This is a genomic window from Janthinobacterium sp. HH102, from assembly GCF_001758625.2.
Taxonomy (GTDB): domain Bacteria; phylum Pseudomonadota; class Gammaproteobacteria; order Burkholderiales; family Burkholderiaceae_D; genus Janthinobacterium.
In genome coordinates this window covers 341,891-355,914 of the sequence record NZ_CP062062.1, presented here as the reverse complement: position 1 = coordinate 355,914, position 14,024 = coordinate 341,891, and the positions used below count along the sequence as shown (strand labels likewise).

General features: G+C 56.7%; 15 protein-coding genes and 1 pseudogene. 5 read left to right on the top strand and 11 right to left on the bottom strand.

Going from position 1 to position 14,024, the window contains the following annotated elements:
- The first annotated feature begins 143 nt into the window (after positions 1-143).
- Complete coding sequence (locus tag JAB4_RS01560; RefSeq protein WP_070218913.1) at positions 144-449, top strand: hypothetical protein; 306 nt, start codon at positions 144-146, stop codon at positions 447-449.
- 65 nt (positions 450-514) lie between these two features.
- Here the strand turns inward: JAB4_RS01560 and JAB4_RS01555 are convergent, their stop codons facing one another.
- The 5 genes from JAB4_RS01555 to JAB4_RS01535 all read right to left on the bottom strand — a co-directional run bounded on the left by JAB4_RS01555 (position 515) and on the right by JAB4_RS01535 (position 3,758).
- Positions 515-1,123, bottom strand: a complete 609-nt coding sequence (locus JAB4_RS01555) for a chalcone isomerase family protein (RefSeq protein WP_070218912.1) — start codon at positions 1,121-1,123, stop codon at positions 515-517.
- Between the two features lie 108 nt (positions 1,124-1,231).
- Positions 1,232-1,498, bottom strand: a complete 267-nt coding sequence (locus tag JAB4_RS01550) for a YfhL family 4Fe-4S dicluster ferredoxin (protein ID WP_070218911.1) — start codon at positions 1,496-1,498, stop codon at positions 1,232-1,234.
- Between the two features lie 14 nt (positions 1,499-1,512).
- Entirely contained in the window at positions 1,513-2,010 is a 498-nt protein-coding gene (coaD, locus tag JAB4_RS01545; RefSeq protein ID WP_034752633.1) for a pantetheine-phosphate adenylyltransferase, read from the bottom strand.
- A 112-nt stretch (positions 2,011-2,122) separates the two neighbouring features.
- Complete coding sequence (rsmD, locus tag JAB4_RS01540; RefSeq protein WP_139143703.1) at positions 2,123-2,782, bottom strand: 16S rRNA (guanine(966)-N(2))-methyltransferase RsmD; 660 nt, start codon at positions 2,780-2,782, stop codon at positions 2,123-2,125.
- A 70-nt stretch (positions 2,783-2,852) separates the two neighbouring features.
- Complete coding sequence (locus tag JAB4_RS01535; protein WP_175444775.1) at positions 2,853-3,758, bottom strand: DUF6279 family lipoprotein; 906 nt, start codon at positions 3,756-3,758, stop codon at positions 2,853-2,855.
- Between the two features lie 26 nt (positions 3,759-3,784).
- On the opposite strand from JAB4_RS01535, the gene glmU reads away from it, so the two are divergent.
- Both glmU and JAB4_RS01525 read left to right on the top strand, forming a co-directional pair.
- Positions 3,785-5,161, top strand: coding sequence for a bifunctional UDP-N-acetylglucosamine diphosphorylase/glucosamine-1-phosphate N-acetyltransferase GlmU (gene glmU, locus JAB4_RS01530; protein WP_070218910.1), 1,377 nt, complete (start codon positions 3,785-3,787; stop codon positions 5,159-5,161).
- A gap of 343 nt (positions 5,162-5,504) precedes the next feature.
- The gene (locus JAB4_RS01525) at positions 5,505-6,332 is read left to right on the top strand and encodes an IS5 family transposase (RefSeq protein WP_070308615.1); all 828 of its coding nucleotides are present in this window, start codon (positions 5,505-5,507) and stop codon (positions 6,330-6,332) included.
- A 396-nt stretch (positions 6,333-6,728) separates the two neighbouring features.
- Here the strand turns inward: JAB4_RS01525 and JAB4_RS01520 are convergent, their stop codons facing one another.
- Entirely contained in the window at positions 6,729-7,202 is a 474-nt protein-coding gene (locus tag JAB4_RS01520) for an Lrp/AsnC family transcriptional regulator (RefSeq protein ID WP_070217697.1), read from the bottom strand.
- Positions 7,203-7,363: 161 nt separating this feature from the next.
- Here JAB4_RS01520 and glmS point away from each other — a divergent pair, with 161 nt between their 5' ends.
- Complete coding sequence (gene glmS / locus JAB4_RS01515; RefSeq protein WP_070217699.1) at positions 7,364-9,193, top strand: glutamine--fructose-6-phosphate transaminase (isomerizing); 1,830 nt, start codon at positions 7,364-7,366, stop codon at positions 9,191-9,193.
- Positions 9,194-9,982: 789 nt separating this feature from the next.
- Here glmS and JAB4_RS01510 read toward each other — a convergent pair.
- From JAB4_RS01510 to JAB4_RS01500, 3 genes are all read right to left on the bottom strand, one after another.
- A complete protein-coding gene (locus JAB4_RS01510) occupies positions 9,983-10,648 on the bottom strand; it encodes a hypothetical protein (protein WP_139143946.1) in 666 nt (221 codons plus the stop codon).
- A 185-nt stretch (positions 10,649-10,833) separates the two neighbouring features.
- Positions 10,834-11,382, bottom strand: coding sequence for a hypothetical protein (locus tag JAB4_RS01505; protein ID WP_139143947.1), 549 nt, complete (start codon positions 11,380-11,382; stop codon positions 10,834-10,836).
- A 286-nt stretch (positions 11,383-11,668) separates the two neighbouring features.
- Complete coding sequence (locus JAB4_RS01500; protein WP_139143948.1) at positions 11,669-11,935, bottom strand: hypothetical protein; 267 nt, start codon at positions 11,933-11,935, stop codon at positions 11,669-11,671.
- Positions 11,936-12,156: 221 nt separating this feature from the next.
- Between JAB4_RS01500 and JAB4_RS01495 the strand changes: the two are divergent.
- Positions 12,157-12,279, top strand: a pseudogene (locus JAB4_RS01495) (TniQ family protein); the annotation flags it as partial.
- A gap of 364 nt (positions 12,280-12,643) precedes the next feature.
- Here the strand turns inward: JAB4_RS01495 and JAB4_RS01490 are convergent.
- Both JAB4_RS01490 and JAB4_RS01485 read right to left on the bottom strand, forming a co-directional pair.
- Positions 12,644-13,306, bottom strand: coding sequence for a hypothetical protein (locus JAB4_RS01490; RefSeq protein WP_193725208.1), 663 nt, complete (start codon positions 13,304-13,306; stop codon positions 12,644-12,646).
- Positions 13,307-13,569: 263 nt separating this feature from the next.
- On the bottom strand, positions 13,570-13,998 hold the full coding sequence (locus JAB4_RS01485) for a hypothetical protein (RefSeq protein WP_070308608.1): 429 nt from the start codon (positions 13,996-13,998) through the stop codon (positions 13,570-13,572).
- Between the last annotated feature and the right edge of the window lie 26 nt (positions 13,999-14,024).

Genomic DNA, 14,024 nt, shown 5'->3' with positions numbered 1-14,024 from the left:
GCCGGGCACGAATATTTTCACTCGTTAAAAAATATTACAGTTTTCCATTCACGATTCATATAATTGGTATCAAGAAATGGAATTAGATTTATATGTTGCACTGCACTATAGTACTGGCAAATTCTATAATGCACTGGAACAGTATGTCTACCTTCGCCTCCGCCCTGTACGCAGTATCCGCACCCGTGCTGGAGATTTCCCTGCTGAACGCCCTGCAACTCGTGCTGGTGATCGTTGCCGTGGGCGCCTTCGCCCTGCTGTTCAAGCCATTGCTGGTGGGCATTGCCCGCGCCATGGTGCTGGTGGTGCGTCCCAAGCTGAGCCGCGAAGAGCGTTTGGCGCGCCAGCAGATGCGCGAAGCGCAAGCCTTGCAGCGTACCTTGGGCAAGATGGATGGCGTGTCGCCAAGCAACGCCGCCGAATTGCGCGCCCTGTCGACGCGCGCCTGAGCGATCAACTGTTGCAAATGATAAGCCGGCCTGCGCCGGCTTTTTTTACGCCCGCCGCCAGCCGATTACGCCACGTCGCCCAGCAAATGCGCGCGTAACACCGTGTCGGCCGGATGGGCGCCGATCCAGATTTTCAGCAGCGCATTGTAAAAAGCCAGGTCCGGCACCATGTCGCCCACCTGTTTGCCGTTCAGCTTGCACAAGGTCCCCTCTTCCGGCAGCCAGTCCACGGTGAGGATATCGCCCTTTTTCAGCCCGGGCACCGTTTCGAACATGGCGCCGAACTGCATCGTCTGGCTCAGCAGGCGCGTACGGTCGGCCTGGTCGGAACTGCGCTTCAAGCCCTGCATGAACGCTTGTCCCAGCTCGTCGGACGTGATGTCGCGCAGCATGACGATTTCCAGGCGGCGCGGCCCGGGCAGTGCCAGGATGTCGGTCAGCTGGGTTTTCTTTTCCGGCAGGTACAGCGCAATCGTGTAGACCTTGAAGATGACCTTGTAGCGCACGCCGGCGCCGTTGAGTTTCAACTCGCGGCTGGCCAGCTGCACCGTGTCGTCCAGCCTGACGCCGCCCACTTCGACGGCCAGCGCAGGTTGCTCCAGGGCGGCGCACAAGCCCGCGCACAGGCAGGCGGCGGCCAGGGAGCGGCCCAAACGGGATGTGCGTATTTGCATCTTCTGCCTCCGTAGAGAAACATGTGCTGTGGATAAGTCCGCACATGCACACAGTGTAGAACAGTTGGCAGAAGCTGGCGCCACGCAGAAGTGGCGAGGAAGAAATGCTTAGGGTTTGGCGGCAGGCAGTTCCGCCTGCAGGCGTTCGTACTTGGCCATCAATTGCTCCGGGCTTTCGCGCCAGGCGGGATTGAAGGGGATGCAGCTGACGGGGCACACTTGCTGGCATTGCGGCTCGTCAAAGTGGCCCACGCATTCGGTGCACTTGTTGGGATCGATTTCGTAGATTTCCGCGCCCATGTAGATCGCGTCATTCGGGCACTCGGGCTCGCAAATGTCGCAATTGATGCATTCGTCGGTGATCAGTAATGCCATGATTTCACTCTTACTTATTGCGATGAGGCAGCGTTGGCGGCAATCTTGTTTTGCAGCCAGCGGTTCACCGAGGGGAAGACAAACTTGGAGACGTCGCCGCCCAGCGCCGCGATTTCGCGCACGATGGTGCCCGAAATGAACTGGTACTGGTCGGATGGCGTCAGGAACATGGTTTCGACATCGGGCAGCAGGTAGCGGTTCATGCCCGCCATCTGGAATTCGTATTCGAAGTCGGAGACGGCGCGCAAGCCGCGCACGATGACCCGCGCTTCATGCTTGCGCACGAAATCCTTGAGCAGGCCGGAAAAGCTTTCCACTTGCACATTCGGATAGTGACCGAGCACTTCGTTGGCGATTTCCAGGCGTTCGTCGAGCGAGAAAAACGGCTGCTTGTTCTTGCTGTCGGCCACACCGACGATCAGCTTGTCAAACAGACCCGATGCGCGGCGCACCAAATCTTCATGACCGCGCGTGAGCGGATCGAATGTTCCTGGATAAACGGCTACAACCATTGCGGCTCCCTGATGATGCACCAATATAGACGCGCATTATGCCTGAAATTGGTGACCACCTTGGTGCTGCGCCTCGGGCCAGGGAGCTTTTTTGCCTCATTTATAGGCAGATTCAGGCAGTTGCCGGCACTTTGTTGTAAGTTAGCAAATGATAATAAACGGTGCCCGCCTTGTCGGCGCGGATGACTTCCCACGGCGCCATCCACTCGGGCTTTTCCAGTGCGCTGGCTTCATCGAAGACCAGCGGCAAGCCCGATTCCGCGTACACGATGCCGCCTTCCCTGAGCAGGTTGGCGCACAGCGGCAACACTTTCGCCAGGAAATCCTGCTGGTAAGGCGGATCGAGGAAGATCAGGTCGTAACGCTGGCCGCGCGCTGCCAGGCCTTGCGCCGTCAGCAGGGCGTCGCCGCGCAGCAATTGCACATTGTCGGCGCGCAATTTCGTCTTGTTTTCTTCCAGCTGGCGGATCACGGGCGTATGCGTATCGACCATGGTGACGGACGCCGCGCCGCGGCTGGCCGCCTCGAAGCCCAGTGCGCCGCTGCCGGCAAACAGGTCCAGCACCTGGGCGTTGGCCCAGTCGCCGTCGCGCAAGTGGTTGATCCAGTTGAATACGGTTTCGCGCACGCGGTCCGGCGTCGGGCGCAAGCCCAGTGCCTGCAAAACAGGCAGCACGGAGCGCTTCCACTGGCCGCCGATGATGCGCACCTGGTTCGGTGGCGGCGCGTGGTGGACGGGGACTTTGGCGGGTTTTTTAATTTTTTTTTGCATGGGGATTTCTTCAATTCGATGGCGGCCACTATAGCATATGGCCCCATCCCCCCCTGCTGGCGCTGGCTGCCTATTTGGCTTGCGTGGCCAGGGAATTGAAATCGTCGATCCAGCCCTGCATGCGCTTGACGGCATGGGCTTTTTGCGCTGGTGTGGCGATCTTGATCACCGTCATGACCATCTGCGCCGTGCTGCTTTCGTAGGCGTCAAAAAAGGCCTTGCGCTCCGAGTGTTCCAGGCGCTCGAAACTGTCCTTGATCAGGGTCGTGATCAAGGCTGCGGCCGCTTCCTTGCCGAGTTTTTCTTGGTGGACTTTCTTGACCAGGGTCAACACATTCTGCTGGCGCCGCATGCGTTCGTCGAGCCAGATCTCATTGTTCAGCGGACGGGCGTCGGACGCCTTGCGGATGATGGCTTCCTGCTCGCTGCTGAAGCTGCCGAACCACAGTTCGAATTGCTCCATGGCTTTCTTGTAACGCAGTTTCTGACGCTTCTCCTGGTCGCCGCTCAGGTATTTCTTGCGGTAATCCTCATTGTTCGACTTGAACTTCTTTTCCATCTGCGTGATCTGCTCGGGCTTGAGCGAGCGGGCCAGGTCGGCCAGCTCGGGCGTGGCTTTCAGCAGCAGCGCCTGGGTGCGTTGCTTGATCTCGCTGTAGTCGGCCATCAGGTCTGCCTGCGTGATATTGCCTTGCAGCTGTTTCTGGCCCGTGCGCAAGATTTCCACGTAATCCTTCAATTGCGTCTTGCGGTGCCAGTCGAACAGCTTGTCGATGTCTTCGCGCACCCAGCCCTTCTGGTCGCGGTCCAGGTCGACATACGCGTTCAGCCACCAGTACAGCACGGTATCGCCGTTGTTGTAGGCCAGGCGCAAGCCGCTGCAGCCGGCCATGACGACAAGCATGATGGCCAGCACGGCATAAGTAAACCGCTGGAAGGGCGTGGAAGACGGGGTCTGCGTGTTAAACTTTTTCATATTCTTAACTTATAAAATTACGGTCTATGAACGTTGTCATTCTCGCTGCCGGTATGGGCAAACGCATGCAGTCGGCACTGCCCAAGGTATTGCACCCGTTGGCGGGCAAGCCGCTGTTGTCGCACGTCATCGACACGGCGCGCGTCCTGGCGCCGTCCCGATTATGCGTGATTTACGGGCATGGGGGCGCAGCGGTGCTGAAGTTGCTGGACGGCTACAAGACCAAGCAGGATCTGGCGATCGACGCGGCGGAACAAACGCAGCAGCTGGGCACCGGTCATGCCGTGCAGCAAGCGGTGGCGTTGCTGGATGACAGCGTGCCGACCCTGATCCTGTACGGCGACGTGCCGCTGACCAGCGCCGCTTCCCTGCAGCAACTGGTGCAGGCGGCCGGCAAGGACAAGCTGGCTATTTTGACCGTGGAACAGGACGATCCCTTCGGCCTGGGCCGCATCGTGCGCGAGCACGGCGCCATCGTGCGCATTGTCGAGGAAAAGGATGCCACGCCAGACGAGCGCGCCATCCGCGAGATCAACAGCGGCATCATGGTCGCGCCCACCGTGCAGCTGAAGCAATGGCTGTCGGCCTTGTCGAATGACAATGCTCAAGGGGAATACTACCTGACCGATATCGTTGCCCAGGCCGTCGCCGACGGCGTGGCCGTCACCTCGGCCCACCCGGCGGCCGTGTGGGAAGTGGCGGGCGTCAACAGCAAGGTGCAACTGGCCCAGCTGGAACGCATCCACCAGAACAATATCGCGCAAGCCTTGCTCGAGCGCGGCGTGACCTTGCTGGACCCGGCCCGCATCGATGTGCGCGGCGAACTCATTTGCGGCCGCGACGTCACCATCGACGTCGGCTGCGTGTTCGAAGGCCGCGTGGAACTGGGCGACGGAGTGCGCGTGGGCGCCAACAACGTCATCATCAATGCCACCGTGGCCGCCGGCGCGCACATCAAGCCCTTCTGTCATCTCGAGAATGCCGTCGTCGGCGCCGCTTCCATCATCGGCCCTTACGCGCGCCTGCGCCCGGGCACGGTTCTGGCGGAAGACGTGCACATCGGCAACTTCGTCGAAGTGAAAAACAGCCAGGTCGCCGCGCACAGCAAGGCCAACCACCTGGCCTACATCGGCGACGCCACCATCGGCTCGAAGGTCAACATCGGCGCCGGCACGATCACCTGCAACTACGATGGCGTGAACAAGTTCCGCACGGTGATTGAAGACGACGCCTTCATTGGCAGCGACAGCCAGCTGATCGCGCCCGTCACCGTCGGCAAGGGCGCCACCCTGGGCGCCGGCACGACCTTGTCGAAGGATGCCCCGGCCGGCAAGCTGACGGTGTCGCGCGCGCGGCAGGTGACCATCGACGGCTGGACGCGTCCCGTGAAAATCCCCAAGTAAGCGATATCGCCCTCACCCGGCATGACGCCGCCAGCCTGTCCGGGCTGGCGGCGTTTTTTTGCGCCTGTGGATAATCCTGTGGAAAGCTGGCTGGTAACCCGGGATAAGTCGCAGCTTTATTTCCATCAAGTATTTCTGCTGTATTTTGGTGTGTGGATAAACATGTGAACAAGCAGGCGGACAAGTGATGGATAAGCCCGGTATAAGCTGCGTATAAATGGTGAAAAACCTGTGGAAAAGACGGGATAAGTTATCTGGCGAAGTTTGGCGCCTGAGTAACGGTTTAAAAACTTTATAGCAACTTTCAGGTCAAAGCATCTTTGATGTTTTGGAGTGATTGACGATGTGGACGCAAGAGAATCGAAGCCGGCATCAGCAGGTGAGGACGGCACTTAAACGTGGCTATCCCACAGATGTGAAAGATGAAGAGTGGCGTCTGATCGCACCGCTGCTGCCAAGGCAAGCGAAGACGGGAAGACCTCGCAAAACGGATTTGCGCACGGTGATCAATGCGCTGCGTTACATGGTACGGTCCGGATGCGAGTGGCGCATGCTGCCAAATGATTTCCCGCCGTATCAGACGGTTTATTACTGGTTTCGGCGGCTGATGCGGCGCATGCTGTTTCGTACCATTCATGACTTGGCGCTGATGCTCGATCGTATGTGCAATGAACGGGAGGTGCTGCCGAGTGCCGGTGTTGTCGATAGCCAGAGCGTGAAAGCGCCAGGGGCACGAACAAGAGGCTATGACGCCCACAAGAAACTCAGCGGGCGCAAACGCCATATCGCGGTCGACACGGACGGTCGCTTACTGGCGATGAACCTGACCCCAGCCGATATTGCCGACTCCACTGGTGCTCAGATGGTGCTCGACGGCCTGATTAAACGCTGGCCATGGGTGAAGCATCTGTTTGGGGATGCGGCATATGACCGCAAACAGTTGATGGACAAGGCTGCGTTTCTTGACTTCACGGTGGAAGTCGTGCGGCGCCTGCAAGGGCAGCAAGGTTTCGCTGTTCAACCCAGGCGCTGGGTGGTCGAGCGAACGTTTGCATGGCTGATGCGTTACCGGCGCTTGGTGCGCGACTACGAGCAGCGCCTTGATGTTTCGGAAAATATGATTTACCTGGCCATGGGTTCGTTGCTGCTGCGTCGACTAAATTTCCGCTAAGTTATTAAACCGTTCCTGAGGAGGCAAGCTAGCCTCGCAGGCTATGAAAGTAGCCTCAGATTTTTGCCTGTCTGGATTGTGGATAAGCTTGTGCGTAATTGGATAATAAGTCATGAATAACTTATAAGTCATTGTATTGCAAGAATATTTAAGACAAATTTGTAAAGCCTTGCTGTGGGTAAAGCTGTGCAAAAGCCTGTGATTAAAGCGTGGGCAAACGCTGGATAAGCCGGGATAAGTTTTATCCGGGAACTGATGTCTATTTATTGAAAGGCCTCATGCGCGGCTGGATGGCGGCGGCCGTGGAAAGCCGTGATGTTCATACTGTGGATAAACTTGTGCATAAGCGGGCGGAAAGGCTGGGATAAGCGGGGATAACTTCTCTTCCAGCCGGATTTATACCGCGATGCGCGTCTCGAACTTGCTGCGAAACGTGGAAAAATAGCTTTTTACGTTGCGCACATTCGCGTGCGCGGCAAACAGGCGGTGCGCCAGCGCGTGGTAGGCGGGCATGTCGGCCACCTGCACCATCAGCACGAAGTCGGGCCCGGGCGAGACGCGGTAGCATTGCAGCACGGCGGGCTCGTCCGCCACGAGTTGCTCGAATTCGGCCATGCGTTCCGCTGCCTGCACGTCGAGCGTGATTTCCACGATGGCCGTCAGGCGCGCGCCCACCAGCTGCGGCGCGACGATGGCCACTTGCCGCTCGATGACGCCGCTTTCCCGTAAATGCTTGACCCGCCGCAAACACGTGGGCGCCGAGACGTGCACGGCTTGCGCCAGCTCGCTGTTGGTTTGCGACGCATCAATTTGCAAGGCATTCAGGATGCGACGATCGATTTCATCGAGGGTAATATTGTGCTCGCTCATGATTTTGATGAATTAGAAAATATATCGATTATAAATGAAATAATATTTCACCGTGAAATAGTCATGAAATATTCGGTCAAAAATATATGGATTTAGAAAGCATATTTCACGCACTCTGCATTAGCATGCGTGCATTGATTAAATTTTAGACAGAGGTTTCCATGTGCGGCATCGTCGGCGCGGTAGCGCAACGTAATATCACTCCCATCCTGCTCGAAGGCTTGAAGCGCCTGGAATACCGCGGCTACGATTCCTGCGGCATCGCCCTGCATGCGGATGGCCGGTTGCAGCGTTCGCGTTCCACCGCGCGCGTGGCCGAGCTGGAAAAGCAGATCGCGGAAGAAGGCTTGAGCGGTTTTACGGGCATCGCCCACACGCGCTGGGCCACGCATGGCGCCCCGGTCTCGTTCAATGCCCACCCGCACTTTTCCCCGACGGAAGAGAACGCCCGCGTGGCACTGGTGCATAACGGCATCATCGAAAACCACGACGAACTGCGCGCCGAACTGACGGCCCTCGGTTACGTCTTCCAGAGCCAGACGGACACGGAAGTGATCGCCCACCTGGTCGAGCACATGTATAACGGCGACCTGTTCGAGACCGTGCAGCAGGCCGTGAAACGCCTCGACGGCGCGTACGCGATCGCCGTGTTCTGCCGCGACGAGCCGCACCGCGTGGTCGCCGCGCGCCAGGGCTCGCCCCTGATCGTCGGCCTGGGCAACGGTGAAAACTTCGTCGCGTCGGACGCCATGGCGCTGGCCGGCACGACCGACCAGATCATCTACCTGGAAGAAGGCGACGTGGTCGACCTGCAACTGTCGCGCTGCTGGATCGTCGACGTCGATGGCAAGCCCGTCGAGCGCGAAGTGAAAACCGTGCATGCGCACACGGGCGCGGCCGAGCTGGGCCCGTACCGCCACTACATGCAGAAGGAAATCTTCGAACAGCCGCGCGCCATCGGCGACACCCTGGAAGGCGTGACGGGCATCATGCCGGAACTGTTCGGCGACGACGCGTATAAAATCTTCAAGCAGATCGACCGCGTGCTGATCCTCGCCTGCGGCACCAGCTCGTATGCGGGCATGACGGCCAAGTACTGGATCGAGTCGATCGCCAAGGTGCCCGTCAGCGTGGAAGTGGCCAGCGAATACCGCTACCGCGACAGCGTGCCGCATCCGAACACCCTGGTCGTCACCATTTCGCAAAGCGGCGAAACGGCCGACACCCTGGCCGCCCTGAAACATGCGCGCAGCCTCGGCATGCAGCACACCCTGACCATCTGCAACGTGGCCACCAGCGCCATGGTGCGCGAATGCGCCTTGGCCTACATCACGCGCGCCGGCGTGGAAGTGGGCGTGGCGTCGACCAAGGCGTTTACGACGCAGCTGGCCGGCCTGTTCCTGCTGACGCTGTGCCTGGCGCAAGTCAACGGTCACCTGTCCGAAGAGCAGGAAGCGGCGCACCTGAAAGCCATGCGCCACCTGCCCGTCGCCATCGCTTCCGTGCTGGCGCTGGAGCCGCAGATCATCGCCTGGTCCGAGGAATTCGCGCGCAAGGAAAACGCCCTCTTCCTGGGCCGCGGCATGCACTACCCGATCGCCCTGGAAGGCGCCTTGAAACTGAAGGAAATCTCGTACATCCACGCCGAAGCGTATCCGGCCGGCGAACTGAAACACGGGCCGCTGGCCCTGGTGACGAATGAAATGCCCGTCGTCACCATCGCGCCGAACGATGCCCTGATTGAAAAGCTCAAATCGAACATGCAGGAAGTGCGCGCCCGCGGCGGCCAGTTGTACGTCTTTGCCGACGTCGACTCGCGCATCAGCTCCGGCGAAGGCTTGCACGTGATCCGCCTGCCCGAGCACTACGGCGATCTGTCGCCGATCCTGCACGTGGTCGCGCTGCAATTGCTCGCGTATCACACGGCATTGGCGCGGGGCACGGATGTGGACAAGCCAAGGAATCTGGCGAAGTCGGTGACGGTGGAGTAAGCCGGGCGGGGGCCGCCCCGGACCTGTGGACAAACAATAAAGTCTGACAATAAATAATAAAGTCTGACAAAAAATAATAAAGTCTGACAAAGGCCGCCTGGCGTGGCTTTTGGCCCTGGCAGCGGCCTTCAAGCGGTGTGTTTCCTTCCTCATGTCAATCAAAGAATAAGGTCAGCCCAGGCACTGCAGGCGTACTTCTGGCCCTGCCAGTGCCCTAGACCCATCAGGGCATAATTTCAGATTTGTGTAATGGTGTCCCTAAACGTGGTGTATGAGATGTGATTCTCAAGGGGATGGGCCCTGGTCAGTTGATCACGGCAGAGAGCCGTGCAGACTGATTTTCGCTCAAGGATTGCAATCCTTTAAGCTGCATGTATCGCGGCTTCAGCGACGCCACGCAGACCGCGCCGGGTCCGGCCGCGCAAGAAGTCCGTCTAGAGCGGTTCTCCTTCGGAAAGACCCGTGGCCACGCCAAGAATTTCGCGCACGCCGTCGGTATTGGGGAATGAGGCGCAGTGGAACGGAAACACGGTTAAGCCCAATCGTGGGGCTTCCAGCCTCCGGCTGACCACTTTCCAACTGAAGTACACCTCAATCGGGCGTCAAGTACGCGGTATCAAATGTGTCAGAGTTCTGAGTCATAACCGGACGTTTTGCCTATGCCCTACCTGTTCTGCGCCGCTGAAAGCGAGGGATGGTGTAACCATGAGCATGAACGCATAGAACTTTGCCGGAGCTGCACCTCAATCAGTTTCAAAGCAAACCGTTTGAGATGCAGCAGTTGCCTACCTATTTTTTAGGCAACTTCGTCAAGGACACGAGCACGAGCGGTATCCACTTCGAGTCAACGAAACTGCGCGCGAGTTCGATTTCGCCCAACAGGACGAGAACGATCATAAAAAATAAATACACAGCGAGGCCTTTTAAGGCAGTTTCTTGACCACGATTTGATGCGGGCGCAGATGGAGATTGCGGGGGAGACACTTGGTGCGCGCCAGTTGTGGGGCTGGGCGGGTATTTCGGGGGGGGTGTTGCGGACTTTGGACGAACGGTTTTCTTCTTGTTGCGCTTGGGCCCGTCACCGTCACCGTCGCCGCCGCCGCCGCCGCCGCTGTCACCCGATGCGCTAGCGCTTTTCTTTGCCGACGACTTGCCCGTGCTACCTGAGCGGCCCTGGCTGCGGTTTGCTGTATGCGATTTTTTCTTCATGCCACCATGCACACGGGTCGGTGCCAGGCGCAGTTTCCAACGACGCGCTGTTTCACGGATTTGGTCGCGAATCGCATTCATGTGGGCGATTAAACCCGTTGAATCAAAAGGAACCAATGGCGGTTGTATACGCTGTTCGTCGGGCGCGTCACCGATCTGTGAACACGCCTTCCCCAGGTCTGCTACAGCAGCAAGCAGTTCATCAAGCCCGCCGCGAAGGCTAACAGGCGATTGAGTTATAGACATAATTACTACCTTATTTAGAAAAGTGTTAAAAAAAACCAAAATGCACAAAGATTCTTGACTAATAGACGCGGCTCGTCAAGGCGCGAAAAAAAATCGAACAGTAAAACAACAATCCTGGGTGGGATAGGGCATACCCATTCATGAGCACGCCGGGCCCCAGGCAGCATTGCCCAGGGCCAGAAATATTACTTAGGCCGTATGAACTTTGCTGCCAGCCATGGCAAGCCGGTTAAGCTTGCTATGACACTGGCCGAGATCTTGGGAAAGCCCAGCATTGCGAGAACAACGCCAGTCAACAGCACTATGGTGGTTAAGAGGACGAGCGCGACCAGTGCATCCCGGTGTGGGGTGCTTATAGGCGTGGCTTTAGTGGGTATACTTCGTGGAAGGCGAGGAGCAGCCGGGGTATTGCGAACTTTTGGGGTAGGAGAAGCGTAGCGAGATCGTCGGGGCCCGTCGCCATCGCCGTCGCCGTCATCATCGTCTCCTCCAGACTCGCCACCTGCTTCTGGTGACGCACCAGCTGTGTCAGAACCGTCATCAAGCAGAACAGACGCGGCAACAGCGGAGTCGAGGCTTCGCTCAACCATGTTAGACTCGGCCACTGTCATATACCGTTTCATCGCTCTTGCGATCTTGGCAGGCTCGAAGGCGACGACTGCGCCATTGCGCCGGATTATGCGGTAATCGCCATGAGCGGCGGTTTTGGCTTCGTTGATTGGTTGGATAATCATTTAATGCGTCCTTTTTAAGAAGGATGTAGATATTCCCCAAGTTGGGTGGTCGAATTGTAGCGTGGGTTTCAGACTTTTTGGGTACACCCATAGCGATGGCTAACGCCTTGGTTCTTTGTATGGTTGTAGCGTACCAGCGTAAAAACGGGCGGGGCAACGATCGAAACGGGACTGTTGTCGACCATTCTCGCTGGCACTAAGGCTACTGATCGCGCGCGGGCGAGTTCGCTCCACGCGGACAACTTGATAAAAATGACCGGTCCGGCTGTCGTCTCTACGTCCGAGTTTAAAAGCAAACCTTACGGCATCTGCCGCAGTTGGGTGGCGGATTAGAAGGATCGCAACTCCAGTTATTGTTGCAAACCCACATACAACCCAAAAGCGAGCCTTCCTTGTCTTCAAAGTCATACTTGCCATTAAGCTTTGCTGCAAGTTCCTTTAATTCAGTCACTTCTGCCTCATCAAGGACACGCAGCGCCTTTTCCTCTTGAGCTACCAAAGCCTTAGTGACAAGCTCAGCAAAACGGAGATTTTCCTGTTCATGTGTGTTCATATTGAATCCTTTGGAAGTTGTTCAGATGTTGATGCAACTGTAGACTAATAAAAAAATGTATTTTTATAAATTTTAATCTTTCGCTCTGGCGTATAGGGTATGTCATTTTCAGCAGGCGACTGCACCATTTTTCTGGCTCAGAAGGCGACTGCGCACACGGATTCTGACTTACTTTTGTCGGTAGCGGCCTTCACCATCATCGACTATGCTGAATACTCCGGTTGGCGTCGTACGGCCGGAACGACCCGGCCTTCTCGGAGCAACTGCGAGCGATATTTGCTAAAGAGCAAATTCCAGCCGAATTTCTGTTACATTATGAGCCAGTAGAACCCTTTACATGTTAGGCGCTAGGAAACTGGCGCTCCTACTGCGACCCTTTGTCCGAATAAAAACGGAATCCTTCGACTCCGTTCACGTTAGCTGAGCGAGTGTTATTTCAATGCACCCTCAATATCGGCGACGCTAAGGCCCCCAACATAGTATTGCCCCGGCACTCCTGACTGACCACTAGCACCTGCGCCACCCTGCCCACCTGCCGGCCCGGCAGGTCCATCGTTGCCGGCACCTTGGCAGTACGGTCGAGCATCCGCCCCGCCTGGCCCGCCTGGTCCGCCTGGCCCCCCTAAACCACCTGCACCGCCGCCGCCTCCGATACCTGGGGTGAGGTCGACGGCCAATAGCCGCGTAATCACAGCCACGTTGTCGCCTTCAGTTATGAGGGTGAATGTTCCCCCATTCCCGCCCCAGCCGCCTTGTCCGCCGCTTCCCCGGCCCCACCAGCTCCACCTTGAGCCCCATTTCCAGCACCACTCTTGCAGTCAAACATACTTTGACTCGCATTTGTCCCACGCCCCCCCTGACCTCCCGCCCCGCCTGTTCCGCCCACGCCCCTGAGCCACCGTCCTCGCCCCGCAGACCAAGCTTTAACCCACCTACGATGTTCTTGACTACGATAGTCAATGATGGCGCTGTAGCTCCAAGCTCGCCTCGAAGCCCTTCGGGACCGGTTCCACCCATTCCACCACCCACATTTTCGGCGCCACCTTGGTTAGCACCAGCTACCCCTGACCCTGCCGCCGGCGGTATGGATGGAGCGACATCTACCCAGGTGATTGTCCCCGGATTCTCCTGATCCTCAGAAATTATTTCTTCGGCGAATATAAAAATATTTCGATTAGCGCGCGTGACAGCTTCGTCAAAAATCAATCTACTGCCAGGGCGAAATATTAATTGCCTAACCGATATATAAGGACTAGACCAGCTTTTATCGCCATCTACGTTAAATTTCCCAAATAATTTCGGCCGAGCTGCCGATACGGCTTCAATTGTTTTTTGGTTGCTTTCTTCAGGCGAGAGATCAGTATGTTGCATGGTTCGTCCTTTGTAGGTTGAATTAATATTCTGCATATACCCAACTATTGCATGGCTATGCAACAACAAAAATTTAAGGAAAAGTAAAGATATCTATTCTCATCATGCTCCATAAATCGATTATTTTCGGAAAGACATATTTCACTATGCGAAAATAGCCAATGGAATATTGCACCGATTTCACAAGTATTGCGGTTCCGTACAAATGTCCGGCCAGTGACAGGAAACCGCTGGCGTCGTTCTTTTAGAACCCGACTTTCGATCTATTTTTGGCCTCTGACAGAACTTGCCCTAAATTTGCAAACCTGCCTCATGTCAGAGACAGGTAAGAAAAAGTTTCCACAGTCTGCATAGGCGCGGACAGTATACTTAACCGGCTGGTCGGTACCTTGGAACTTCTCCGTTTGCACTGCCGGCTCAGGTGAGTCGGTTATAAAATTACAGTTTCCCATTCCGTCTTTAACTTCAGTCGTCAAGCTTGCATTGACAAAATAGCGCCCATCGCCAGCATAAAAACTTTTGTAAATCTTTTCATCCTGACCTTGAGCCACGCATCGCACACCACCCGCCTTAACTTCTTCATCAAAGTTAATAGTCTGTGCTGACGCGACTGTTAGTATGCCTCCCAGCACCATACCAATACATAGTTTTGCTATTGCAGATTTGTTAAAGACGTCGTTATCGATTCTCATACCCATTCTCCTAAATACCGACGGCC

Coding starts and splice junctions, on each gene's coding strand:
- JAB4_RS01560 (WP_070218913.1), top strand. CDS start 144: ATGTCTACCTTCGCCTCCGCCCTGTACGCAGTATCCGCACCCGTGCTG.
- JAB4_RS01555 (WP_070218912.1), bottom strand. CDS start 1,123: ATGCAAATACGCACATCCCGTTTGGGCCGCTCCCTGGCCGCCGCCTGC.
- JAB4_RS01550 (WP_070218911.1), bottom strand. CDS start 1,498: ATGGCATTACTGATCACCGACGAATGCATCAATTGCGACATTTGCGAG.
- coaD (WP_034752633.1), bottom strand. CDS start 2,010: ATGGTTGTAGCCGTTTATCCAGGAACATTCGATCCGCTCACGCGCGGT.
- rsmD (WP_139143703.1), bottom strand. CDS start 2,782: ATGCAAAAAAAAATTAAAAAACCCGCCAAAGTCCCCGTCCACCACGCG.
- JAB4_RS01535 (WP_175444775.1), bottom strand. CDS start 3,758: ATGAAAAAGTTTAACACGCAGACCCCGTCTTCCACGCCCTTCCAGCGG.
- glmU (WP_070218910.1), top strand. CDS start 3,785: ATGAACGTTGTCATTCTCGCTGCCGGTATGGGCAAACGCATGCAGTCG.
- JAB4_RS01525 (WP_070308615.1), top strand. CDS start 5,505: ATGTGGACGCAAGAGAATCGAAGCCGGCATCAGCAGGTGAGGACGGCA.
- JAB4_RS01520 (WP_070217697.1), bottom strand. CDS start 7,202: ATGAGCGAGCACAATATTACCCTCGATGAAATCGATCGTCGCATCCTG.
- glmS (WP_070217699.1), top strand. CDS start 7,364: ATGTGCGGCATCGTCGGCGCGGTAGCGCAACGTAATATCACTCCCATC.
- JAB4_RS01510 (WP_139143946.1), bottom strand. CDS start 10,648: ATGTCTATAACTCAATCGCCTGTTAGCCTTCGCGGCGGGCTTGATGAA.
- JAB4_RS01505 (WP_139143947.1), bottom strand. CDS start 11,382: ATGATTATCCAACCAATCAACGAAGCCAAAACCGCCGCTCATGGCGAT.
- JAB4_RS01500 (WP_139143948.1), bottom strand. CDS start 11,935: ATGAACACACATGAACAGGAAAATCTCCGTTTTGCTGAGCTTGTCACT.
- JAB4_RS01490 (WP_193725208.1), bottom strand. CDS start 13,306: ATGCAACATACTGATCTCTCGCCTGAAGAAAGCAACCAAAAAACAATT.
- JAB4_RS01485 (WP_070308608.1), bottom strand. CDS start 13,998: ATGAGAATCGATAACGACGTCTTTAACAAATCTGCAATAGCAAAACTA.